We start from the raw sequence: 20,833 nt of genomic DNA, 5'->3' as shown, positions 1-20,833 counted from the left end.
CGACGGGGGGTCAGCGGCGATCGGCGGGCCTGAGCGGGTTGCCCGTGGCCAGGCGGGCGTAGTCGAGGATCAGCTCGACGGCCTTGTCCGGGTCGATCGAATGGTGCCGGGCGATGATGCGGTAGCCGTACGCGTCCTCCAGGGCGACGAGGTTGCGGGCGATGGTCTCGGAGTCCTGCGCCAGCGTGAAGACCCCGTAGGCGGCGCCCGTCTCCAGGATTGTCTGGTACATCGACACCTGCCGGTCGAACAGCGTGGTCAGCAGCGTCGCGTAGACGCGGTTGCGGCCGGCGGCGCCGCCGAGCTCGCACAGCAGTCGCACCCCCGCGTCGTCCGGGCCGTCGGGCAGGCCCGAGCGGATCGTGACGATGAGCTTGTCCACTGAGTCGGAGATGCCGCTGATTTTCTTCACGCGCCGCTCGTAGAAGCGCTCCATGCCGGCGTGCTGGGCCTCGATCAGCAGGTCGCGCAGGTCGGGGTAGTGGTAGAGCACCGCGCCGGAGGTCAGCCCCGCCTCCTCGGCGATCTGGTTGAGGTGGACCCCCTCGGCGCCGTGCTGGAGCATCGCCCTGTGGGCCGCCTCGATGAGGTCGAGCCGCCGGTCCGCCTTGCTCTTGCGCTGAGTCATCCCACCCCTGTCATTGCACCTCGCTTCATATCGTCCGACACGATACCGCTCCAGGTCTTGACGGGTGTAGCAGGTAGGTATTTGAATCACGCTTCAACTAGCATTAGAGGAGTCCCGAATGACGGCCACGCCTTTGACGATCCTGTTCATGCCGGAGAGCGCCTACGGGCCGACGAACAACTGCGTCGGGATCGGTGACGTCCTGCGCCGCCGTGGGCACCGGGTGGTGTTCGCCGCCGAGGCGTCGTGGAAGGGCAAGCTGGAGGCGCTGGGCTTCGAGGAGGACCTGGTCGACCTGGCGCCGCCGGCAGAGGAGGAGCAGGACGCGGGCCAGTTCTGGAAGGACTTCATCCGCGACACGGCGCCGGAGTACCGCAAGAGCACCCTGGAACAGCTGGAGACGGTCGTCAAGCCGATCTGGGACGCGCTCATCGACGGCGCCAAGTACTGCGAGCCGCAGCTCAAGGCCATCATCGAGCGGGTCCGGCCGGACGTGATCGTCGAGGACAACGTGGTGGCCTTCCCCGCCCTGGTGACGGCGGGCGTCCCGTTCGTACGGATCGTCTCGTGCAACCCGCTGGAGGTGCAGGGCCCGGACGTGGCCCCGGCGTTCTCCGGACTGCCGGCCGACGGCACCGGCTGGGCGGAGTTCCGGGCGGAGTACGACCGGACCCATCGTGAGATGTGGGAGGCGTTCAACGCGTGGGTGGCCGAGCAGGGCGCTCCGGCCCTGCCTGACCTGGAGTTCATCCACGAGGGCGACGCGAACCTGTACGTGTATCCCGAGATCGCGGACTACACGGCGCAGCGTCCCCTGGGGGACTCCTGGACCCGCGTCGACTCGTCCGTACGGGAGACCGACGAGGAGTTCACGCTGCCGGACATCCCCGGCGAGGGCGCGCTGATCTACTTCTCGCTGGGTTCGCTCGGCTCGGCCGACATCGAGCTGATGCGCCGCGTGATCTCCGTGCTGGCCCGCACGCCGCATCGGTACATCGTCTCCAAGGGCCCGCTGCACGAGGAGATCGAGCTGGCCCCCAACATGTGGGGCGCCGAGTTCGTCCCGCAGACGAAGATCATCCCGCTCGTGGACCTGGTGATCACGCACGGCGGCAACAACACGACGACCGAGGCGTTCCACTTCGGCAAGCCCATGATCGTCATGCCGCTGTTCTGGGACCAGTACGACAACGCCCAGCGCGTGCACGAGACCGGGTACGGCGTCCGCCTGGACACCTACGGGTTCGCCGACGAGGAGCTGACCGGGGCCATCGAGAGACTGCTCGGCGACCAGGACCTGCGCGACCGGCTCGCGGCGGCCGGCGAGGAGATCCGCCGCCGCGACGGCCTGCGCGTGGCCGCGGACGTCATCGAGAACATCGCGGCCAAGTGAGCAAGGAAAGCCGTCTGATCGAGGACGCCGCTCCCCGGGTCTTCTGGACCGACCGGCCCGGGGCGCCCGGCCCGTACGAGCCGCTGCGCGGCCGCACCACGGCGGACCTGCTGGTGGTCGGCGGCGGCTTCACCGGCCTGTGGGCCGCCGTGCTGGCCAAGGAGGAGAACCCCGCCTGCGACGTCGTCCTCCTGGAGGCGCGCTCGATCGCGTACGGCGCGAGCGGCCGCAACGGCGGGTTCGTCTCCGACTCGCTGACCCACGGGCTCGGCCAGGGAGCGAGGCTGTGGCCGTCGGAGAACGCGGCCCTGCTCGCGCTCGGGCGGGCGAACCTCGCGGCCATCGCCCGCTTCGTCGACGACCACGGCATCGACGCCGACCTCCGCCTGGTCGGCAAGACCACGGTCGCGGTGGCGCCCCACCAGGTGGAGGAGCTGAGGCGGGCCGAGAGGCTGCACCGCGAGCACGGCGAGGACGCGGTGTTCCTCGGCCGCGACGAGATGCGCGCGGACGTCGAATCGCCCACCTATCTCGCGGGGCTGCGCCTGCGCGGCACCGGCGGCGTCCTCGATCCCGCCGCGCTCGCGTGGGGGCTGGCCCGCGTCGCGGAGCGGCTCGGGGTGCGCATCCACGAGGGCACCGAGGTCACCGCGCTGACTCGGACGCGTACCGGCGTGGAGGCCGGGACGGGAGGCCGCGGTGTGGTGAACGGTGCGATGAACGGCGCGGTGAGCGCAGGGCAGGTGCTGCTGGCCACCAACGCCTTCCCCTCGCCCCTGCGCAGGCTGGGCCTGTTCGTGCTGCCGATCTGGGACTACGTGCTCGTCACCGAGCCGCTGTCGCCCGAGCAGCGGGCGTCGCTCCGGTGGCCGGAGGGCCAGGGCCTGACCGACGCGGGCAACCGGTTCCACTACTACCGGCTCACGCGCGACGATCGCATCCTGTGGGGCGGCTACGACGCGATCTACAACTTCGGCGGCGGCGGCTCCGAGCAGCGCGACGCCACGCACGAGCGGCTCGCGCGGCACTTCTTCGCGACGTTCCCGCAGCTGCGTGGCCTGCGCTTCACGCACAGGTGGGGCGGGGCGATCGACTCGACCAGCCGGTTCACCCCGTTCTTCGGCACGGCGATGGGCGGGCGGCTGGCCTACGCCCTCGGATACACCGGCCTCGGCGTCGGCGCGTCCAGGTTCGGCGCGCTGACCGGTCTCGACCTGCTGGCCCGGCGGTCCACCGCGCGGACGCGGCTGCGGATGGTCCGCCGCCACCCGGTGCCGTTCCCGCCCGAGCCGCTGCGCTGGCCGGTGGTGCAGCTCACCCGCCGCGAACTCGCCCGCGCCGACAAGAACGAGGGCCGCAGAGGGCCCTGGCTGCGGTCACTCGACCGTTTCGGCATCGGCTTCGACAGTTGAGGACGACCTCATGACGACATTGATCAATCCCGCCGACGGCCGGGCCATCGAGGAGGTGCCCGACACCCCGCTCGACGGGGTGGCGCGGGCCGTCCGCGGGGCCCGGGAGGCCTTCGAGCAGTGGCGCGAGACCACGCCGGGAGAGCGGGCGCTGGTGCTGCTGCGCCTGGCGGACCTGGTCGAGCGGGACGCCGCGGAGCTGACCCGGCTGGAGGTGGAGGAGACCGGCAAGCCCGCCGCCGTGTTCCGGGACGGCGAGCTGCCGTTCGCCGCCGACAACCTCCGGTTCTTCGCCGGCGGGGCAAGGTCCCTGGACGGCACGGGCGCCGGCGTGTTCAGCGCCGGATACACGTCCGTGCTGATCAGGCGGCCGATCGGGGTCGTGGGGGCGATCGCGCCGTGGAACTTCCCCCTCATCATGGCGATCTGGAAGATCGGACCGGCCGTCGCCGCGGGGAACGCCGTCGTGATCAAGCCGGCTCCCCGGACGCCCCGCACCACGCTGCGGCTCGCCGAGCTGTTCGCCGAGGCCGGGGCCCCGGAGGGCCTCGTACGGGTGGTGACCGGCGGCGCGGACGTGGGCCGGGCCCTGGTGACCGACCCCGGCGTGGACATGGTCAGCGTCACCGGGTCCACCGCCACCGGCCGCGAGGTCATGCGCGGCGCGGTGGACGGCCTCAAGCGGGTCCATCTGGAGCTGGGCGGCAAGGCACCCGCGCTCGTGTTCGCCGACGCCTCGCTTGAGGACATGGCGGCCGGGGTGGTCATGGGCGCCACCTACAACACCGGCCAGGACTGCACGGCCGCGACCAGGGTGTACGTCGAAAGATCACGGTACGCCGAGGCGGTCGAGGCACTGCGGGAGGCCGTCGCCCGCGTCCGGCCCGGCGACCCCTGGGCGCCGGACGCCGACATCGGCCCGCTGATCAGCGCCGAGCACCGTGAGCGGGTCCACGGCTTCGTGACCAGGGCGTCCGGCCGCGTCGTCCACGGGGGCGCGCCGATCGACGGCCCCGGCTTCCACTACGCGCCGACGCTGATCGCCGACGCCGACCCGGCGAGCGAGATCGTGCGGAGCGAGGTCTTCGGCCCGGTGCTGGTGGCGATGCCGTTCGACGGCGAGGACGAGGCGGTGCGGCTCGCCAACGCCACGCCGTACGGGCTGGCCTCCTCGGTCTGGTCCACGGACGTGGCCCGCGCCCTGCGCGTCTCCCACCGGCTGGACGTGGGCGTGACGTGGGTGAACGACCACCTGCCGATCGCCTCGGAGGCGCCGCACGGAGGCGTGAAGGGCAGCGGGTTCGGCAAGGACATGAGCCAGGAGGCCGTGATGGAGTATTCGGTCACCCGGCACCTCATGATCAAGCATGCGGCCCCGCAGGCACGCGACTCGTTCCGCCCCGCCTGAGCAGCCCGCCTGAGCAGCCCGCCTGACGAGCTACGCGCCGGGGAGGTTGCGCAGCGCCTCGCGGCGGCTCAGCCCGCTGATGCCCTGGTGCTTCACGTAGCGGAGCACCTCCTGCGGGTTGGTCTTCGCGTACTCCCGCAGCGCCCAGCCGATCGCCTTGCGGGCGAAGAAGTCGGTGTCCGACAGGCTCGGCTCGATGCAGGCGTAGAGCAGGTGGACGTCGGTCCGGTCCTTGAAGGAGTTCTGGCAGAGGATGGCGGTGCGCCGCTTCCACAGGTCGGGGTCATGCGCCCACTCCAGCACGAGGCGGCGCATGCTCTCGGGATACAGCCGCAGCAGCGTGCCGATCCGGTGCACGGCGATGTCGTCGACCAGGTCCCACCAGGCCCCGGTGACGACCATCTCCTCGTACATGGGGATCGTGTAGAGCGTCTGCCAGGACCGGTAGAAGCGATGTGCGGACAGCTCGATGGCGGCGTAGCGCTCCTCGCGGTACTCCGCCTCGCGCCACAGCGCCAGCACCGCCCTGCGCCACTCGGGGGCGCTGTCCAGCCGGTGCTCGGCGAAGACCTTGCGCAGCGCGGCCCGCCGCGGCACGGCCGTGACCCCGAGGAACGGCATCTCCGACTTCATGTACGACCGCATGGAGGCGGCGCGGGCGGGGTCGGCGAGCTCGGTCAGCGCGAGCCGTACGGCCTTGAGTAGCGTCATGACGGCTGGCTCGCCCGCTCGCCGGTCGCCAGGCCGTCGAACAGCAGCTTGACGAAGTGGTCGGCCAGGGCGTCGGTGTCGAGCCTGCCGCCGGGACGGAACCAGCGCACGGTCACCCAGATCGTGTCGCGGATCATCCGATAGGTGAGCTTGGGATCGACGTCGGGGCGGAACTGGCCGGCGGCCTGGCCGCTCGTGATCTGCTCCACCCACATGCGTTCGACCTCGTCCTCGGCCCGCACCAGGTAGTCGAACCGGTCGCCGGGCAGCGAGCGCAGGTAGTTCCAGTCGTTCTGCATGACCGTGATGGCCGCCCGGTGGACCTCCAGCGTGCCGAAGCCGATGCGGACCATCTCCGCCAGGACCGAACGCGGGTCGGCGTGCGTGCCCAGCACCGCGCGGTAGCGGGTGATCAGATCCTCGAGGAAGGTGCGCAGCACCTCGTCGACGATCGTCTCCTTGGAGTCGAAGTGGTGGTAGAGGCTGCCGGAGAGGATGCCGGCCTCCAGCGCGATCTCCCGCACGGTGGTGGCCTGGAAGCCCTTGCGCGCGAACAACTCGGCGGCGAGCTTGACGAGGTGGTCGCGCCGTTCGGACGCCGAACCGGCCGTCCCCCGCTTCGCCTTGACCGGCGCGGCCGTGCCGCCGGAGTCCTTACGCTGGTTCACGGCTCCCATTATGGCCGTCGAGCAAGAGCTTGTTCACATTCTCGCCCCGCCCGACCTCCCCGCATGAACGGAATCAGTAGGGCAGGATCGAACCCATGGCGAAAATGGGGTATCCGTTCACCTTGGGGGTGGCGTCAGGAGAGCCGTTATCCGACGGCGTGATCCTGTGGACCCGTCTGGCCCCCGAGCCGCTGCATCCGACACAGCCCGGCGGCATGCCCAACCGGGCGATGACCGTACGGTGGGAGCTCGCCGAGGACCAGGCGTTCAAGAAGGTCGTCCAGTCGGGCACCGCGCCCGCGCAGCCGGACTGGGCGCACAGTGTGCACGTACGGGTCACCGGGCTGCGGCCCGCGGCCGACTACTTCTACCGCTTCTCCGTCGAGGGCCACGTCAGCCCGGTGGGCCGCACCAGGACCGCGCCCGGCCCGGATTCGACCGCCCCCGTCAAGTTCTGCTTCGTCTCCTGCCAGCGCTACGAGCACGGCTACTTCACCGCGCTGCGCCACCTCGCGGCCGAGCGGCCCGACCTGGTCCTCCACCTCGGCGACTACATCTACGAGTACGGCAAGCCGAAGAACCCCAAGCCGGGCCGCTGGGTGCGCCCGCTCGAGTCGACGGCCGAGTGCACGACGCTCGGCGCCTACCGCGACCGCTACGCCCGCTACAAGATGGACCCGGACCTGCAGGCCGCCCACGCCGCCGCGCCGTGGGTCGCGATCCCCGACGACCACGAGGTCCGCGACAACTGGGCGGGCGCGCTGCCCGGCGACGGCGGCAGCCCCGCCGCCTTCCTCAAGCGCAGGGCCGCCGCGTTCAAGGCGTACTACGAGCACCAGCCGCTGCGCGTCCACCCGTCCGGCTCCGGCCTGCAGAACTACCGCTGGCGACCGTACGGTCGGGTGGCCGACTTCCTGCTCGCCGACACGCGGCAGTATCGCGAGGGACGCGACATGCTCGGCGCCGAGCAGGAGAAGTGGCTGACGGACCGGCTGCGCGGATCGACGGCCCGATGGAAGGTGCTCGCGCAGGCGGTGTTCTTCTCCCAGCGGAAGTTCCCGCTCGAACCCGTCAGCGCCGACGCCTGGGACGGCTACCCCGACTCGCGCGCCCGTGTGCTCGCCGCCGCCCCCGACGGGCTGGTCGTGCTGAGCGGCGACGTGCACAGCGCGTACGCCTGCGACGTCCGCGCCGACTGGGCGGATCCGGCCTCCCGCGCCCTCGGGGCCGAGTTCGTCGGGCCGTCGGTGACGAGCATGCCGGGCATCACCGACGCGAGCGCGATCCTCAAGCTGAACCCGCACATCGAGTTCTTCGACAGCCGCCACGGCTACGTGTCCTGTGTGGCGGACATGGAGAACTTCCGCGCCGACTACCGGGCCGTGGCCTTCGTGGACCGTCCCGGCGCGCCGCTGACCACGATCGCCGGCTTCGAGGTGAAGGAGAACAGGCTCCACCGCGCCGATGTGTGACCTTCCCTCTAGCAAATAGGAAACTTTCCTATTAGATTGCGGGGCATGCCTGAGCGATGCCCTGCGGGCGCAGCATGAAGCGAAGCCCTGACCTGCTCCGTCTTGCCGACACGGTCCTGTTGCCCGGCTTCGCCGGGACCACCGCCCCCGACTGGGTGCGGCGGCGGCTCGGCGACGGCCTCGCCGGTGTGGTGCTGTTCTCCCGGAACGTCGACACCCCGGCCCAGCTCGCCGCCCTCACCTCGGCCCTGCGCGCGGAGAATCCCGAGATTTTGATCGGCATTGACGAGGAAGCCGGGGAGGTGACGAGGCTTGAGGCCCGCACGGGCAGCTCACGGCCGGGCAACTACGCCCTGGGCGTCGTGGACGACGTGGAGCTGACCGAGCGGGTGGCCCGCGACATCGGCAGGGACCTGCGGGCGGCGGGGGTGAACATCGACTTCGCCCCGGCCGCCGACGTCAACTCCAACCCGGACAACCCGGTCATCGGCCTGCGGTCCTTCGGCGCCGATCCGCTCCTTGTCGCGCGGCACACCGCCGCCTGGATCCGTGGCCTGCAGTCCACCGGTGTGGCGGCCTGCGCCAAGCATTTCCCCGGGCACGGCGACACGTCGGTCGACTCCCACCACGGCGTTCCCCGCGTCACGGTCTCCCGGGAGGAGCTGGCCGAGGTCGAGCTGTGGCCGTTCCGTGTGGCCATCGAGGAGGGCGTGCGCTCGATCATGACCGGCCACCTGCTGGTCACCGCGTACGACGAGGAGCTGCCGGCGACGCTCAGCCCCCGCGTCCTCACCGGCCTGCTGCGGGAGGAACTGGGCTTCGACGGCCTGATCGTCACCGACGGCATCGAGATGGCCGCGGTCTCCGGCCGGTACGGCCTGGGCGGCGCGAGCGCGATGGCCGTGGCGGCCGGGGCCGACGCGGTCTGCGTGGGCGGGGAGAGCGCCGACGAGGCGACCCATGAGCAGATCCGCAACGCCGTCGCGGACGCGGTGACCGAGGGCAGCCTGTCGGAGGAGCGGCTCGCGGAGGCCGCCGCGCGGGTGCGCGCCCTGACCGCCTGGCAGGCGCAGGCCACGCCGGTGGACGACCGCCAGGACGAGATCGGCCTGGTCGCCGCCCGCCGGGCCGTACGGGTGACCCGGCGCGGGGCGGACGGCGTGCTGCCGCTGACCGCCGCCCCGCACGTGGTGGAGCTGGCGCCGGAGACCAACCTCGCGATCGACAAGGGCATGCCGTGGGGCGCGGGGGAGCCGCTGAGCAAGCTGCTGCCCGGCACCACGGTCGCCCGGCTGCGGCAGCCGGACGTCCACAACGGCGTCGCGGGCACCGTGCTGAGCCAGGCCGCCGACCGGCCGCTCGTGATCGTGGTGCGAGACGCCCACCGTCACCCCTGGCAGACGGACCTGTTGGAGCGCCTGCTGGCCGCCCGGCCGGACGGCGTCGTCGTCGAGATGGGGCTGCCGGGCCGTACGGACCTGGGGGCCGTCCACATCGCCACGCACGGCGCCGCACGGGTCTGCGGCCAGGCGGCGGCCGAGGTCCTGGCCGGTCTCGCCTGACCGCCGGTGGCGGCGCTGCCTCGCCTGACATGCCCGTAGCATTGGTCACTGCTGACATGCGAATGGGAGTGTCATGAAGGTCGCCTACGTCACCACGGACCATCCGGCCGCCGAGCACGACGACGAGCGGGAGATCGCCCTCGCCGCCTGGCTCGGGGCCGGCATCGAGGGCTCCCCCGTGAACTGGCACGACCCCCGCGTCGACTGGTCGGACTTCGACGCGGCGGTCGTCCGCTCCGCCTGGGACTACATCGACCGTCGTGACGAGTTCGTCGCGTGGGCCCACCGGGTGGAGTCGGCGACGCGGCTGTTCAACCCGGCGTCGGTGATCGAATGGAACACCGACAAGACCTACCTGCGCACGCTCGACGTGCCCACCGTCCCCACACACTGGGCCGAACCCGGAACGGACCTGCCCGAATGGGACGAGTACGTGGTCAAGCCGGCCGTCTCGGCGGGGGCCCGCGACACCATCCGCACCACGGACCGGGACGCCGCCGCGGGCCACGCGGCCACGCTGCTCGCCGCGGGCCGCACGGTCATGGTCCAGCCGTACATCCCGTCAGTCGAGCAGGAGGGGGAGCTGTCGCTGCTGTACTTCGGCGGCCAGTTCAGTCACGCCGTACGGCGGCACCCGATGCTCACCGGGGTGGCGGAGACCGCGGAGAACCGCGCCACGCTGCGCGACCCTGACGACGACCAGTTCGCCCTCGCCGAGCGGGTCCTGGCCGCCGTGCCGTCGAACCTGCTGTACGCCCGGGTGGACCTGGTGCGGATGCCGGACGGCGAGCCGGTCCTGATCGAGCTGGAGCTCACCGAGCCCTACCTGTTCCTGCCGGACGAACTGGCCGCGCCGGACCTGTTCGCCGAGACCCTCGCCGAGATGCTCAAGGGCTGAGCGGGCGGACCCGCTCCGCGGCGGCGAGCGCCAGCCGTACGGCCTCGGCGGGGCCGGCGGCGGCCACCGGACCGGGCACGGGACGACCCTCGGCGTCGAGAACCCGCCACCCGCCGAGGGTGATCACGGACGTGCCGCCCCGCTGGGCGAGGGCCAGTTCGGAAAGCGTGCCCCAGGAGCCGCCGACGACGACGATCGCGTCGGCGGCCCGCACGATCAGCGCGTTGCGCGCCTCTCCCATGCCGGTGGGAAGGGCCACCGTGAGGTCCGGGCTCGCCCCGGAACGGTCCCGGCCGGACAGGACGCCGACCACCACGCCTCCGGCCTCCCTCGCGCCCGCCGCAGCTGCGGCCATCACCCCGCCGTACCCGCCGCACAGCACGACCGCGCCGTGCACGGCCAGCAGGCGGCCCACGGCGCGGGCCGCCTCGGCCTCCTGCGGGCTGCACTCGCCCGGCCCGCACACCGCGATCTGCCGCCTGGGGACCTGCCACATGGGGACCAGGCTAGGCGGAGATCCCGCCGTCCACCGGGATCACGGCGCCGGTCAGGTACGACCCGGCGCGGGAGGCGAGGAAGATCGCTGCGCCCGCCATGTCGTCGGGCCTGCCGATCCGGCCCAGCGGGACGTTGCTTTCGATCGCGCCGCGCGTCTGCGGGTCGTCGAGCGCGAAGGCCATCATCTTCGACTCGAACGGCCCGGGCGCGATCGCGTTGACCGTGATCGACTCCCGGGCGAGCTGGCGGGCCAGGTGCCGGGTCAGCATGTGGACGCCCGCCTTGGCCGCCGAGTACGCGTAGTTCTCCATGACCGGCACCCGGAGCCCGTCGATCGACCCGATGTTGATCACGCGTGCCGGGTCGTCGGGCGACGCGGCGGCGCGCAGCAGGGGCAGGAGGCGGCGGGTGAGGAAGAAGACGCCCTTGACGTTGATGTCCCAGAGCTTGTCGAAGGCGTGCTCCGGATACTCCTCCAGCGGCGCGCCCCAGCTCGCCCCCGCGTTGTTGACGAGCACGTCGAGCCGGCTCTCCCGCTCCGACACCGCCCGCGCCAGCGCCTCCACGCCGTCGGGGGTGGACAGGTCCGCCTGTACGGCGTGGCAGCCCAGCTCGGCGGCCGTGGCCTCCAGTTCGTCCTTCTTCCGTGAGGAGATGTAGACGGTGGCGCCCGCGTCGAGGAACCCCCGCGCGATCATCTTCCCGATGCCCCGGGACCCGCCCGTGACGACGACCGTCTTGCCTTCCACCGAGAACAGAGTCATGCGGGCAGCATACCGACCGGTCGGTTCCGCGTCAGGATTGGAAGCTCCCGTAGTTCCCGCGGAAGAACACCAGCGGGTCGCCGTCGTCGTATCGGTCGAGCCCGGTGACCCGGGCGACGACGATCACGTGGTCGCCGGCCGGGTGCTCCTTGTCCACCGTGCAGTCGATCCAGGCGAGCGTTCCGTCCAGCACGGGAGCGCCGCCGGGGGACAGGGCCCATGACAGGCCGGCGAACTTGTCCCCGCCCGTGGCGGCGAGCCGCTCGCACACCTGCTGCTGGTGGTCGGCGAGCACGTTGACGCACAGGGTCGCCGCGGCCTTCAGGCGCGGCCAGCTCGTGCTGGTCTCCGAGACGCAGAACGAGACCAGCGGCGGGTCGAGGCTCACGGACGTGAAGGAGTTGACGGCCAGGCCGCACGGCTCCCCGGTATGCGGGTCGATCGCGGTGACGGCCACGACACCGGCGGCGTACCTGCCGAGGACGTTCCTGAAGTGCTGGGGGTTGACGGCCGGAATCCTCCTGGCGCCGTCATGGCCGACCCTCCTGGACACAGGGGTGCTCATCGCGCACGTGCCTCCTCAGTCGCGCCTCCCCAAGAAACTCAAGGAGGGGCGGAGGCGATGCATTCCCTGCGCCTAACGGTGGCGCGTCCTGGCGGGCGTGGGGGACCCGCCAGGACGCGCTCCGCCCCGGCGCGAGACCTCGACCCCGGCGAGGGTTGGGGTCGAGACCTCGTTCATTCGCACGGAGTCCATGGGGAGCGGCCGTTCTCGTCCGGCCGCTCCGGCGTGCGGTGGTACCGCGTGCTCGGGCATGTCGCGCCATTCCCGCGTAAGGCGGTCATGTCGGTGGATACCGACAGCTCTGACATGTCGTTCCCGTCGCTCTGATAGGTCTGGGCTCTGGTAGGCCTGGGCTCTGTAGGCCTGGGCTCTGTAGGCCTGGGCTCTGTAGGCCTGGGCTCTGTAGGTCTGGGTCGGGGCTCGCGCCAGGGCGAGTTCGGCGTTCTCGCACCGACCGCCCGCACGGGCCCACCTCCATTGGATGGATTTGTACCAACGTTTGGATAATGCGCGGCCGGGTGGGCTCAGGTCAAGGGGTTGTTCCCCGGTAGACCGAGATCCTCTAGATTTGTTGGAACAAAAGGGTGGATTGAGGAAAGATGGCACGATCGTCGCTCTACCAGCAGGTGGCCGCTGAGCTACGCAGGGCCATCTATGCGGGCGAACTCGCGCCGGGCGACCAGATCCCTACCGAGGCCGACCTCATGGAGGCGCACGGCGTCAGCCGCAACACCGTACGGCTGGCGTTGGGCGAGCTGGAGAACGAGGGTCTCATCCTGCGGATGCGCCGGCGTGGAACGTTCGTACGCGAGCGCCGTCCCCTCCTCATGCGCCCCCAGGACGAGTTCCTCCCGCACGACCAGGAGGGGCCGCGGTTCGACACGTTCGTCCACGCGGTCCGTTCCGAGGGCCGTACGGCCGACCAGAGGATCGAGGTCTCGATCGTCGAGCCGCCCGAGGACGTGGCCACCCGCCTCGCCCTCGCCGACGGCGCCCTGGCCGTCGTGCGCCGCCGCCTGCGCTTCGTGGACGGCCAGCCGTACAACACGCTGGACTCGTACTTCCCCCTGGAGATCGTGGGGGGCTCCGAGATCGCCCGGCCCGGCGACATCACGCGCGGGGCCAACCGGGTGCTGGAGGAGCTGGGCCATCTCCAGGTTCGCGTGATCGACGACCTCTCGGCCCGCATGCCGACCTCTGACGAGTCGTCACGCCTCCAGCTGGAGCCCGGCACTCCGGTCGTCGTCCACACCAGGGTCGGCTACGACGCCGACGACACGCCCGTCCGCGTCGCCGTGTCCGTGCTGCCCGCAGACAAGCATCTGATCCGATACGAGCTGGAACGTCATTGACGAGGCCCGGACGCCCCCTGGCCTGAGCGGGCGTCCCCGGCCGCCGGGCCCTCCTCCGGAGGGCCACTCCCGCGATTCCCAACCTGACCCCGGCAGGGGACCTCGCCGTACCCGCGCGCCCTAGCCGGGTCCGCCGTCTCCGGACGGACGCTGTACGGCATCCCGCCGTCACTCTCAGTGATCAAATCGCCGCCGTCGGCACGAAAGGAATCAGGCATGCCTGCGAACACCCTGGATCTTGTTACGGAACTCACGCTGCGTCGCGCCACCCCGGCCGACCTGCAGGGGGTCCTCGCCCTGCTGGAGCGCACCGCCGGGTGGCTGAACGGCCTCGGCGTACGGCAGTGGCCCGCCGGGGGCTTTCCTGCCGAACGCATCGAACCGCTGATCGGCGAGGGCGTCATGTACCTCCTGGACGCCGGCGAAGACGCCGGACGGGTGCCGGCCGCCACGATCGCCGTGGACGGTCATGCCGACCCGGAGTTCTGGACCCCCGCCGACCGCCCCGGCGACGCGCTCTACGTCCACAAGCTCGCCGTGAGCAGGACCTACTCGGGTCAGGGCCTGGGGGAGGCGCTGCTCGACTGGGCCGCCCTGCGGGCCGCCGTCCAGGGCCGGCCGCACCTGCGGCTGGACTGCGCCAAGGACAACGCCCGGCTGCAGTCGTACTACCGGAGGGTGGGCTTCCGCCACGTCCGCACCGTCGACCTGCCGCACCGCGCCTCCGGCGCGCTGTTCGAGCGGGACGCCTGCGCCGCGATCCCGGCCGCGTTCCTGGCGCTCCCCGCCGCCGGACGGGACCGTTCCTTCGAGGCCCATCGCCGCACGCCGGCGGTGCCGGCCCAGCGCTCGGGACATGTGGCGCAAGCATGGAGGGTTCTTGACATCACCGCCCACAACGAGTTGATCGAGTGCTGAACAGGGCGGATGCCGTGAGGTGCCGCAAAGGGACCGGATACTGTTCACTTCATGACGGGATCCCTCCTTGAAGTGATCGCGCTCGACCTGCGTGACGCCGTGGCCGCCGAGGAGGGCGGAGCGGACCGCCTGGAGATCGTGTCCGACATGGACTCGGGCGGGCTCACCCCCTCGGCGGACATCGTCGCGGCGATCGCGCGCGAGTGCGGGCTGCCGCAGATGGTCATGCTTCGCTGCAACGCCGGGTTCACCGTGACCCCGGAGGAGCTCGACCGGCTGCGCGGCCACGCCAAGGAACTCGCCGAGGCCGGTGCGGCGGGGTTCGTCTTCGGCTTCCTGTCCGGGGACGGGTCGGTCGACAGGGAGGCGACGGACGCGCTGATCCACGCGGTCTCGCCGCTGCCCTGGACCTTCCACCGCGCTGTGGACAACGCCGCCGACGTGCGGGCCGCCTGGCGTGCCGTACGGCTGCTGCCGAACCTGGCGACCGTCCTCACGTCCGGTTCGCCCGAGGGCGTCGGCAGCGGCCTCGGCGTGTTACGCGCGCGGGCCGAGGCGGGGGACGCCTCGCTCGTGCTCGCCGGCGGCGGCCTGCGCGAGGAGCACGTGCCTGTGCTGCTCGACTACGGTGTCCGCGCCTTCCACGTGGGCAGCGCCGTGCGGGGCTCGTGGCGGGAGCCGGTCGACCCCGACCGCGTCAGGCGCTGGCGCCGCATCGTGGACCGGCTCTGACGCTCAGGCGCGGCGGCGGGCGACCAGGACGGCGTCGCGGATCGTGACGTCGCGCCCCTCCGGGTCCACCGCCGTGCGCGGCCGGGCCTCGGCCGCCGTGACCTCCCACTCGGCGGAATCGAGCGACGCCGCCACCTCCTCGGCGGTGAACATCATCTGCGGGAAGTGCATCCGCCGAGCCTTGGTCAGCAGGTCCGACGGGTGGTGCCCGACGATCAGCAGGGTTCCGCCCGGGGCCACCGCGCCGGCCAGCCGGGCGAACAGCGCCCGCCTGGCCTCGCCCGGCAGGTGCATGTACTGCGCCGACACCAGGTCGTACGCGCCCCCGGGAAGGGCGTGGTCGCGCAGGTCCGCGCGCGACCACTCGATGCGGTCCGCGACGTCCGCGCCGGCGTCGGCGGCGTGGGCGGCTGCCCGCTCCAGCGCCGTGGCGGAGATGTCGACTCCCGTCACGCGCCAGCCCCGCGCGGCGAGCCAGACGGCGTCGGCCCCCTCACCGCTGCCGACGTCGAGGGCCCGGCCCGGGGGCAGCTCCGCGGCCTCGGCGACGAGCTGCGGGTTCGGGCGGCCGCTCCAGACCGCAGGCCGGGAGCGGTAGCGCTCCTCCCAGGCCGCCTCCTCGAGCAGCGTGCGCACCTCGTGGCGGTAGACGTCGACGGCCTCCCGGGTCTCCTCGGCGATGAGATCCATGTTGATCGCCGCGCCCGCGGCCAGGCCCGCCGCGGCGGACGCGATCACCACGGCGCGCACGTCCGTCACGTTTCCCGCCACCCAGACACCGGGCACGGCGGTCGCCCCGGTCGGCTCCGCGGCGATCCGGGTGCCCGCCACGTGGCCGCCGAGCTCCGCCTCGACCGGCTTGAGGCCGAGCGATTCCAGGACGCCGGCCCGCGCGGTGAGCGGCGCGCCGACGACGAGCGCGTCGAGCGCGACGACCTCGCCGGAGGCCAGCCGCACCCCGGTGAGCGCGTCGCCGGTCACCTCGATCCCCGTGACCGGGCCGTCGGCGACGGGGATCCGGCGCGCGGCGAGCCGCTCGGCCTCCTCCTCCGACGGCGCGGGGCAGTGGTGGGCCAGGAACACGACGTCCTGGCTCCACTGCCGCCACAGAAGGGCCTGCTCGACGGCGAGCGGCCCGGTGGCCAGCACGCCGATGCGCCGGTCGCGGACCTCCCAGCCGTGGCAGTAGGGGCAGTGCAGCACGTCGCGGCCCCACCGCTCGGCCAGGCCCGGCACGTCGGGCAACTCGTCCACGGCGCCGGTCGCCACCAGCAGGCGGCGGGCCCGGACGGCACGCCCGTCGTCCAGCGTCACGAGGAAGTCGTCGCCCTCCCGCGTCGCGGCCTCGGCCCGCCCGGCGACGACCTCGCCGCCGTACCCGATCACTTCATCGCGCCCGGCCGCCCGCAACTCGGCGGGCGGCGTGCCCTCCCTGCCGAGGTAGTTGTGCACGTGCCCGGCCGGCGCGTTGCGCGGCTCCCCGGCGTCCACCACCAGCACCGACCGCCGCGCCCGCGCCAGCGCCAGCGCGCCGCTGAGCCCCGCGGCGCCGCCGCCCACCACGACCACGTCGTACTTCTCTTCCACCCGTGCCTCCTGTATCGGCGTCTGCTGTCGAACAGTGCGGCACGGGCCGCGAGAGCGGCAAGCATTGTTGCGGATATGGCAAATCTCAGCAGAGCGCGCGGTCGGCCCGAGCCAGCGCGGCGACCAGCGTTTTGATCGTCGCGGGCTCGTCCAGCACGCCCCCCGCGGCCTCGCGCCGTTCCTGCCAGGCGCGCACCCGGTCGGCGTACTTCTCGTAGCAGGCGAGGTGGAACGCGTACACGGTCGCGAAGCGGCTGACGAGGTGTGAGGGGTGCATGTCCCAGCCCTGGTAGAAGCCGTGCGCCAGGGAGTGCGACACCAGCGCCGAGTGCCTGCGCAGCAGGGTGTGCACGTCGGCCGACGCGTCCGAGGCCGGTGCCGCGGCCAGCGAGCCGTCCGACAACTCCACCCCGGTCCCCGACAGCGCCGTCTGCATGACGTGCCGCGCGTGGTCGCAGGCCGGGTGGTCGAGCCGCTGCTCGTCCGGCGGCAGCCCGAGCGCGGCCGTGTAGTCGAACACCCCGAAGTGGGCGGCGGCCAGCCGGCCGCCCAGCGAGGGCACCAGGTCGGCCGACCGCTGGAGCATGAGCACGGTCTGCGGGGCCTCCACCTGCATCTCGAAGCGCAGTGTGCCGGAGGGCAGGCGCAACGCCCGCTCCAGCGCCTCCAGGCAGCCGGCGAACTGGCGCAGGTAGTCCTCCATCAGGACCTTGGGGAACGTCACCGTGAACCCGCCGGGGAGCCTGCCTGCCCGCCGCACGACCCCGGTCAGGAACCCGTCGAGCGTGCGCACCGAGCGCAGGGGGTCGCCGTCGGCGAACGACTTCACCCGCAGCCCCCACCTGCGGGGCAGCGTGCCCGCCTCGTGCATCGCGGCCACGGCCGCCGCCGCCGACTCGGCGTGCCGGTCCTCCTCCTCGGGAGAGCGCGGGCCGTACCCGTCCTCGAAGTCGATCCGCAGGTCCTCGATGGGCTCGGCGTGCAGCTTCCTGCGTACGCGGTCGTGCACGGGTGGGGCCAGCTCGGGGTCGAGTTCGAACAGCGCGGCCAGCTCGGCGGGGGTGAACAGGAGCCGGTGGAGGAGGTCGGTGGCGGTGTGCCGCCACTCCTGGACGATCTCCGCCGTCACCCGGTCCGCGGGCACGTACACGGTGTGCACCGGCTGCCACGCGGGTTCCCGTACGGGAAACCGGGCGAGCTGCTCGCGATGGGTGCCGGCGAAGCCGGCGAGCAGCCCGTCGAGCGGCCTATCCGGGCCGGTCAGCGTCGTCTCCATGGGGACGATCCTCGCAGAGTCCCGCCACGGTGAGGGCAATCACGCAACGTCGCTGCATGACAACGCTGAGTTGGCTATCCTTTTTCTCGAACAGCCGATCGAACAGGTGAGCGAAAAAGAAACGGCCCCCTGTCGGGGGCCGTAGAGCCCGGGGACGTAGCCGCGGGCGCGGTGACTCCATGTTAGGAGATGATGGCGGTGCGCGACAACCCCGTTCCTCACGTCGTGCGTGTCGGGGTCTACGTCGACGGGTTCAATCTCTACTACGGGCTGCGCTCCCTGCGGGGGCGGCGCTATCTCTGGCTCGATCTACGGGCGCTGGCCCTTCGGCTGCTGAGGACCGGACAGACGCTGACCGCCGTCCGCTACTTCACCGCTCCCGTCCGAGGCGACGCTCGTGCCCTCGCCCGCCAGCAGACCTATCAGGCGGCCCTGGAGACCCTGGGCGTCGAGGTGGTGCTCGGGCGTTTCCAGGAGCAGCGGCCCTCCTGCCGCGCCTGCGGCGTCTCCTGGCGGACCTACGAGGAGAAGCAGTCCGACGTCGCCCTGGCCGCCGCCATAGTCGGCGACGTCGCCCTCGACCTGGTCGACATGGTGCTGCTGCTGTCGGCGGACTCCGACCTGTGCGCGGCCATCGAGGCGGTGCGCGAGGTGGACGCCCGGCGCGGCGGCAAGACCCGGGTTGTCACCGTCTTCCCGCCCGGCAGGCGTTCGGACGGCCTGCGCCTCGCGAGCGACGCCTGGTTCCCCCTCGGCGAGGCGCTCGTCCGGCAGTCGCAGCTGCCCGGCCTCGTGCCCGGCCGCGACGGCGCGCGCTACCACCGGCCGGCCCACTGGTCCTGACCGGGACACCCGTCAGGACGCGCCACCCGGTTGGGCGAGCCGCCCGCACGCGCCCAGCATCGCGTCCCTGCCCACCAGCTTCACCCGCTCGCCCCTCCTCAGGTTGTCGGCCAGCGAGGCCTCCGCGGCCTCGATCGCGAGCCAGTCCTCGTACGTCACCGGGCTCAGCCCGCGCGCGGCGAGCAGGTCGTCCAACCGGGCGGTCGCGATCCCCGGCACCGCTTCGGCGAGCAGCGTGCGCACGGTCTCGGCGGCGTCGGACTTGTTGGTCCCGATCACGCCCGTCGGCCCCCGCTTGAGCCAGCCCGAGACGTACTGCCGGTCCGACACTTTTCCCGCGACGTTCGGCACCGTCATCGACCCCGGGTCGAACGGCACCCCGGGCAGCGCCACGCTCTTGTAGCCCACCGAGCGCATCACCATGTCCGCCGGGATCGTCTCGAAGTCGCCCGTCCCGACGACCCGCCCGTTCTCCAGCCGGGTCCGCTCCAGCCGCACGCCCTCGACCCGGGACACGCCGAGGATCTCCACGGGGCGCAGCCAGAAACGCACCTCCAGGCGGCGGGGCCGGTCGGCAGGCTTGCGCTCCGACCACGACCGCAGCACGTCCACATTGCCCCTGACCTGCCGGGACAGCGTGGTCAGGTCGGCGACCGCGATCTCGTCGGGGAAGGTGAGGACGTCGGCGTTCAGCAGCTCGCCGAGCTCGCGCAGCTCCTTCAGGGTGAACTTCGCGTGCTCGGGGCCGCGCCTGCCGACCATGTGGATGCGCTTGACCCGCGAGGCGGCCAGCCGGTCGAGCACCTCCTCGGGCACGTCGGTGCCGCGCAGCTCGTCGGCCGTCTTGGCCATGATCCGCACCACGTCCACGGCGACGTTGCCGACGCCGATGACGACGACCTCCTCCGTGTCGAGGGAGAACGCGTCCGGCGGGACGTCGGGGTGGCCGCAGTACCAGTTGACGAAGTCGGTCGCCGCGACGCTGCCCGGCAGGTCCTCGCCCGGGACGCCGAGGTGCCTGTCGACCATCGCCCCGGTGCAGTAGACGACGGCGTCGTAGCAGGACAGCAGGTCGTCCACCGAGAGGTCCGCGCCCAGCTCGACGCCGCCGAGGAAGCGCACCCCCGGGGTCTCCAGCACCCTCCGCAGGTAGCCGGCGATCGACTTGATCGACGTGTGGTCGGGCGCCACGCCGTACCGGACGAGCCCGTACGGCGTCGGCAGGCGTTCGAGTACGTCCACCTCGACGGGGTCGTGCGACTGCTTGACCAGCGCCTCGGCCGTGTAGATACCGGCCGGGCCCGACCCGACGATCGCGACGCGCAGTGTCACCATGGCCTCCAACAGCGGCGAACGCCCTTGGTCGTGTCCGCAGATACTGCGGACACTCCCTACCAGTGATTCTTTATCACCACCGATCGCACTGCCAGTGGAACGCCGTGCCGTGGGACCGGATTGTCATCCGTCTTGTGATGGTTCGCGGGGTTGCGGCGACCAGGCGGCCACGATCAAAGTGATGCCCGTGGGCAGTGGGGCTAAAAGACGGGGAAACCCGCGGACGAGAAGGCCGGGCGGTGGCACTCTCCCTGACATGAGGGGACTCCGCGGGGGGCGGGACGAGCCCGGGGCCTCACCGGCCACGGCGTACGGCCCGCAGAACGGTCAAGAGGACGGCGACGCGCCACCGCCGCACGGCTCCGGGCCGGACGGGCTCAGGTACGAGGCGCTGGGACGGGTCATGGCCGCCTTATCCGGCGAGGCCGAGACGTTGGAGGCGTGCCGCGACCTCACGTGGTGGCGTGGCACCGACCGCTCCTGGCACATCGAGTGGCGCGACGGCCCGTACGCCGCCGAGGTGGCGGCGCTGCTCCTGGAACGGATCGGCGAGCCGGGCCAGGACGCCGTGCGGGCGGCGCCCGCGGGCCCGGCGACCACCTCGACGGCGATGCTGAACGTGATGGGCGTGACCTTCGTCCTGCGGGCCATCGACCCGTTCGGCATGGAGCCGCTGCGGACCAGGCCAGGCCTGTGGCGGCTGTCGGCGGCGCTGGACGGCCCCGCCGGCCCCGTCGGCACGGGCGGGCGGTCCCGTCAGCACTGGGAGGAACTGCTCGGCGGCTGACATCGGCGGATGATGTCGGACCCG

Annotated in this window: 20 protein-coding genes; 11 read left to right on the top strand and 9 right to left on the bottom strand. The window is 72.1% G+C overall.

Going from position 1 to position 20,833, the window contains the following annotated elements; translation table 11 throughout:
* Window positions 1–10: 10 nt before the first annotated feature.
* Window positions 11–628: a TetR/AcrR family transcriptional regulator gene (locus ACQEVJ_RS33750; RefSeq protein WP_433108172.1), complete on the bottom strand. Its 618-nt coding sequence runs from the start codon at window positions 626–628 to the stop codon at window positions 11–13.
* Between the two features lie 118 nt (window positions 629–746).
* Between ACQEVJ_RS33750 and ACQEVJ_RS33745 the strand changes: the two genes are divergently transcribed.
* The 3 genes from ACQEVJ_RS33745 to ACQEVJ_RS33735 are packed head-to-tail and all read left to right on the top strand — an operon-like array spanning window position 747 to window position 4,841.
* On the top strand, window positions 747–2,021 hold the full coding sequence (locus tag ACQEVJ_RS33745) for a glycosyltransferase (RefSeq protein WP_433108170.1): 1,275 nt from the start codon (window positions 747–749) through the stop codon (window positions 2,019–2,021).
* Complete coding sequence (locus ACQEVJ_RS33740; RefSeq protein ID WP_433108168.1) at window positions 2,018–3,433, top strand: NAD(P)/FAD-dependent oxidoreductase; 1,416 nt, start codon at window positions 2,018–2,020, stop codon at window positions 3,431–3,433. The genes ACQEVJ_RS33745 and ACQEVJ_RS33740 overlap by 4 nt, the downstream gene beginning before the upstream one ends.
* A 10-nt stretch (window positions 3,434–3,443) precedes the next feature.
* Complete coding sequence (locus ACQEVJ_RS33735) at window positions 3,444–4,841, top strand: aldehyde dehydrogenase family protein (RefSeq protein ID WP_433108166.1); 1,398 nt, start codon at window positions 3,444–3,446, stop codon at window positions 4,839–4,841.
* Window positions 4,842–4,871: 30 nt separating this feature from the next.
* Here ACQEVJ_RS33735 and ACQEVJ_RS33730 read toward each other — a convergent pair whose 3' ends face one another.
* Both ACQEVJ_RS33730 and ACQEVJ_RS33725 read right to left on the bottom strand, forming a co-directional pair.
* Window positions 4,872–5,552, bottom strand: a complete 681-nt coding sequence (locus ACQEVJ_RS33730; protein WP_433108164.1) for a DNA alkylation repair protein — start codon at window positions 5,550–5,552, stop codon at window positions 4,872–4,874.
* On the bottom strand, window positions 5,549–6,229 hold the full coding sequence (locus tag ACQEVJ_RS33725) for a TetR/AcrR family transcriptional regulator (protein WP_433108162.1): 681 nt from the start codon (window positions 6,227–6,229) through the stop codon (window positions 5,549–5,551). The genes ACQEVJ_RS33730 and ACQEVJ_RS33725 overlap by 4 nt, the downstream gene beginning before the upstream one ends.
* An 86-nt stretch (window positions 6,230–6,315) precedes the next feature.
* On the opposite strand from ACQEVJ_RS33725, the gene ACQEVJ_RS33720 reads away from it, so the two are divergent.
* The 3 genes from ACQEVJ_RS33720 (at window position 6,316) to ACQEVJ_RS33710 (ending at window position 10,152) form a co-directional block, all read left to right on the top strand.
* Complete coding sequence (locus ACQEVJ_RS33720) at window positions 6,316–7,692, top strand: alkaline phosphatase D family protein (protein WP_433108160.1); 1,377 nt, start codon at window positions 6,316–6,318, stop codon at window positions 7,690–7,692.
* A 74-nt stretch (window positions 7,693–7,766) separates the two neighbouring features.
* Complete coding sequence (locus ACQEVJ_RS33715) at window positions 7,767–9,254, top strand: glycoside hydrolase family 3 protein (protein WP_433108158.1); 1,488 nt, start codon at window positions 7,767–7,769, stop codon at window positions 9,252–9,254.
* Window positions 9,255–9,327: 73 nt separating this feature from the next.
* Complete coding sequence (locus ACQEVJ_RS33710; protein WP_433108157.1) at window positions 9,328–10,152, top strand: ATP-grasp domain-containing protein; 825 nt, start codon at window positions 9,328–9,330, stop codon at window positions 10,150–10,152.
* Here the strand turns inward: ACQEVJ_RS33710 and ACQEVJ_RS33705 are convergent.
* Genes ACQEVJ_RS33705 through ACQEVJ_RS33695 form a run of 3 tightly spaced genes read right to left on the bottom strand, consistent with a single transcriptional unit; the run spans window position 10,142 to window position 11,979 of the window.
* Window positions 10,142–10,648 (bottom strand): TIGR00725 family protein, encoded by a 507-nt coding sequence (locus ACQEVJ_RS33705; RefSeq protein WP_433108155.1) that lies wholly within the window; start codon window positions 10,646–10,648, stop codon window positions 10,142–10,144. The two genes, ACQEVJ_RS33710 and ACQEVJ_RS33705, sit on opposite strands and share 11 nt — an antisense overlap.
* 10 nt (window positions 10,649–10,658) lie before the next feature.
* Window positions 10,659–11,414 (bottom strand): SDR family oxidoreductase, encoded by a 756-nt coding sequence (locus tag ACQEVJ_RS33700; RefSeq protein WP_433108153.1) that lies wholly within the window; start codon window positions 11,412–11,414, stop codon window positions 10,659–10,661.
* Between the two features lie 31 nt (window positions 11,415–11,445).
* Window positions 11,446–11,979, bottom strand: coding sequence for a flavin reductase family protein (locus ACQEVJ_RS33695; RefSeq protein WP_433108151.1), 534 nt, complete (start codon window positions 11,977–11,979; stop codon window positions 11,446–11,448).
* A 599-nt stretch (window positions 11,980–12,578) separates the two neighbouring features.
* Here ACQEVJ_RS33695 and ACQEVJ_RS33690 point away from each other — a divergent pair.
* The 3 genes from ACQEVJ_RS33690 (at window position 12,579) to ACQEVJ_RS33680 (ending at window position 14,981) form a co-directional block, all read left to right on the top strand.
* On the top strand, window positions 12,579–13,331 hold the full coding sequence (locus tag ACQEVJ_RS33690) for a GntR family transcriptional regulator (protein WP_433108149.1): 753 nt from the start codon (window positions 12,579–12,581) through the stop codon (window positions 13,329–13,331).
* Between the two features lie 216 nt (window positions 13,332–13,547).
* Window positions 13,548–14,249: a GNAT family N-acetyltransferase gene (locus ACQEVJ_RS33685; protein ID WP_433108147.1), complete on the top strand. Its 702-nt coding sequence runs from the start codon at window positions 13,548–13,550 to the stop codon at window positions 14,247–14,249.
* A 51-nt stretch (window positions 14,250–14,300) separates the two neighbouring features.
* The gene (locus ACQEVJ_RS33680; RefSeq protein ID WP_433108145.1) at window positions 14,301–14,981 is read left to right on the top strand and encodes a copper homeostasis protein CutC; all 681 of its coding nucleotides are present in this window, start codon (window positions 14,301–14,303) and stop codon (window positions 14,979–14,981) included.
* A gap of 3 nt (window positions 14,982–14,984) precedes the next feature.
* Here the strand turns inward: ACQEVJ_RS33680 and ACQEVJ_RS33675 are convergent, their stop codons facing one another.
* Window positions 14,985–16,568 carry an FAD-dependent oxidoreductase gene (locus ACQEVJ_RS33675; protein ID WP_433108143.1) on the bottom strand — a complete coding sequence of 528 codons (1,584 nt, stop codon included), beginning with the start codon at window positions 16,566–16,568 and terminating at the stop codon, window positions 14,985–14,987.
* 85 nt (window positions 16,569–16,653) lie between these two features.
* Window positions 16,654–17,844: a DUF6986 family protein gene (locus ACQEVJ_RS33670; protein WP_433108141.1), complete on the bottom strand. Its 1,191-nt coding sequence runs from the start codon at window positions 17,842–17,844 to the stop codon at window positions 16,654–16,656.
* Between the two features lie 198 nt (window positions 17,845–18,042).
* Here ACQEVJ_RS33670 and ACQEVJ_RS33665 point away from each other — a divergent pair, with 198 nt between their 5' ends.
* Window positions 18,043–18,687 carry an NYN domain-containing protein gene (locus tag ACQEVJ_RS33665; RefSeq protein ID WP_433108139.1) on the top strand — a complete coding sequence of 215 codons (645 nt, stop codon included), beginning with the start codon at window positions 18,043–18,045 and terminating at the stop codon, window positions 18,685–18,687.
* Between the two features lie 12 nt (window positions 18,688–18,699).
* Here the strand turns inward: ACQEVJ_RS33665 and ACQEVJ_RS33660 are convergent, their stop codons facing one another.
* Window positions 18,700–20,022 (bottom strand): FAD-dependent oxidoreductase, encoded by a 1,323-nt coding sequence (locus tag ACQEVJ_RS33660; protein WP_433108137.1) that lies wholly within the window; start codon window positions 20,020–20,022, stop codon window positions 18,700–18,702.
* A 256-nt stretch (window positions 20,023–20,278) separates the two neighbouring features.
* Between ACQEVJ_RS33660 and ACQEVJ_RS33655 the strand changes: the two genes are divergently transcribed.
* A complete protein-coding gene (locus ACQEVJ_RS33655) occupies window positions 20,279–20,809 on the top strand; it encodes a hypothetical protein (RefSeq protein ID WP_433108135.1) in 531 nt (176 codons plus the stop codon).
* The last annotated feature ends 24 nt before the right edge of the window (window positions 20,810–20,833 follow it).

Origin of the sequence: Microbispora sp. CA-102843, from assembly GCF_050936215.1 — a bacterium.
In the GTDB taxonomy this organism is placed as follows: domain Bacteria; phylum Actinomycetota; class Actinomycetes; order Streptosporangiales; family Streptosporangiaceae; genus Microbispora.
Note: the sequence above shows the minus strand (reverse complement) of the source record. Positions and strands in the feature narration are given on the sequence as shown.

Coding starts and splice junctions, on each gene's coding strand:
- ACQEVJ_RS33750 (WP_433108172.1), bottom strand. CDS start 628: ATGACTCAGCGCAAGAGCAAGGCGGACCGGCGGCTCGACCTCATCGAG.
- ACQEVJ_RS33745 (WP_433108170.1), top strand. CDS start 747: ATGACGGCCACGCCTTTGACGATCCTGTTCATGCCGGAGAGCGCCTAC.
- ACQEVJ_RS33735 (WP_433108166.1), top strand. CDS start 3,444: ATGACGACATTGATCAATCCCGCCGACGGCCGGGCCATCGAGGAGGTG.
- ACQEVJ_RS33730 (WP_433108164.1), bottom strand. CDS start 5,552: ATGACGCTACTCAAGGCCGTACGGCTCGCGCTGACCGAGCTCGCCGAC.
- ACQEVJ_RS33725 (WP_433108162.1), bottom strand. CDS start 6,229: ATGGGAGCCGTGAACCAGCGTAAGGACTCCGGCGGCACGGCCGCGCCG.
- ACQEVJ_RS33720 (WP_433108160.1), top strand. CDS start 6,316: ATGGCGAAAATGGGGTATCCGTTCACCTTGGGGGTGGCGTCAGGAGAG.
- ACQEVJ_RS33715 (WP_433108158.1), top strand. CDS start 7,767: ATGAAGCGAAGCCCTGACCTGCTCCGTCTTGCCGACACGGTCCTGTTG.
- ACQEVJ_RS33710 (WP_433108157.1), top strand. CDS start 9,328: ATGAAGGTCGCCTACGTCACCACGGACCATCCGGCCGCCGAGCACGAC.
- ACQEVJ_RS33705 (WP_433108155.1), bottom strand. CDS start 10,648: ATGTGGCAGGTCCCCAGGCGGCAGATCGCGGTGTGCGGGCCGGGCGAG.
- ACQEVJ_RS33700 (WP_433108153.1), bottom strand. CDS start 11,414: ATGACTCTGTTCTCGGTGGAAGGCAAGACGGTCGTCGTCACGGGCGGG.
- ACQEVJ_RS33695 (WP_433108151.1), bottom strand. CDS start 11,979: ATGAGCACCCCTGTGTCCAGGAGGGTCGGCCATGACGGCGCCAGGAGG.
- ACQEVJ_RS33690 (WP_433108149.1), top strand. CDS start 12,579: ATGGCACGATCGTCGCTCTACCAGCAGGTGGCCGCTGAGCTACGCAGG.
- ACQEVJ_RS33685 (WP_433108147.1), top strand. CDS start 13,548: ATGCCTGCGAACACCCTGGATCTTGTTACGGAACTCACGCTGCGTCGC.
- ACQEVJ_RS33680 (WP_433108145.1), top strand. CDS start 14,301: ATGACGGGATCCCTCCTTGAAGTGATCGCGCTCGACCTGCGTGACGCC.
- ACQEVJ_RS33670 (WP_433108141.1), bottom strand. CDS start 17,844: ATGGAGACGACGCTGACCGGCCCGGATAGGCCGCTCGACGGGCTGCTC.
- ACQEVJ_RS33660 (WP_433108137.1), bottom strand. CDS start 20,022: ATGGTGACACTGCGCGTCGCGATCGTCGGGTCGGGCCCGGCCGGTATC.
- ACQEVJ_RS33655 (WP_433108135.1), top strand. CDS start 20,279: ATGAGGGGACTCCGCGGGGGGCGGGACGAGCCCGGGGCCTCACCGGCC.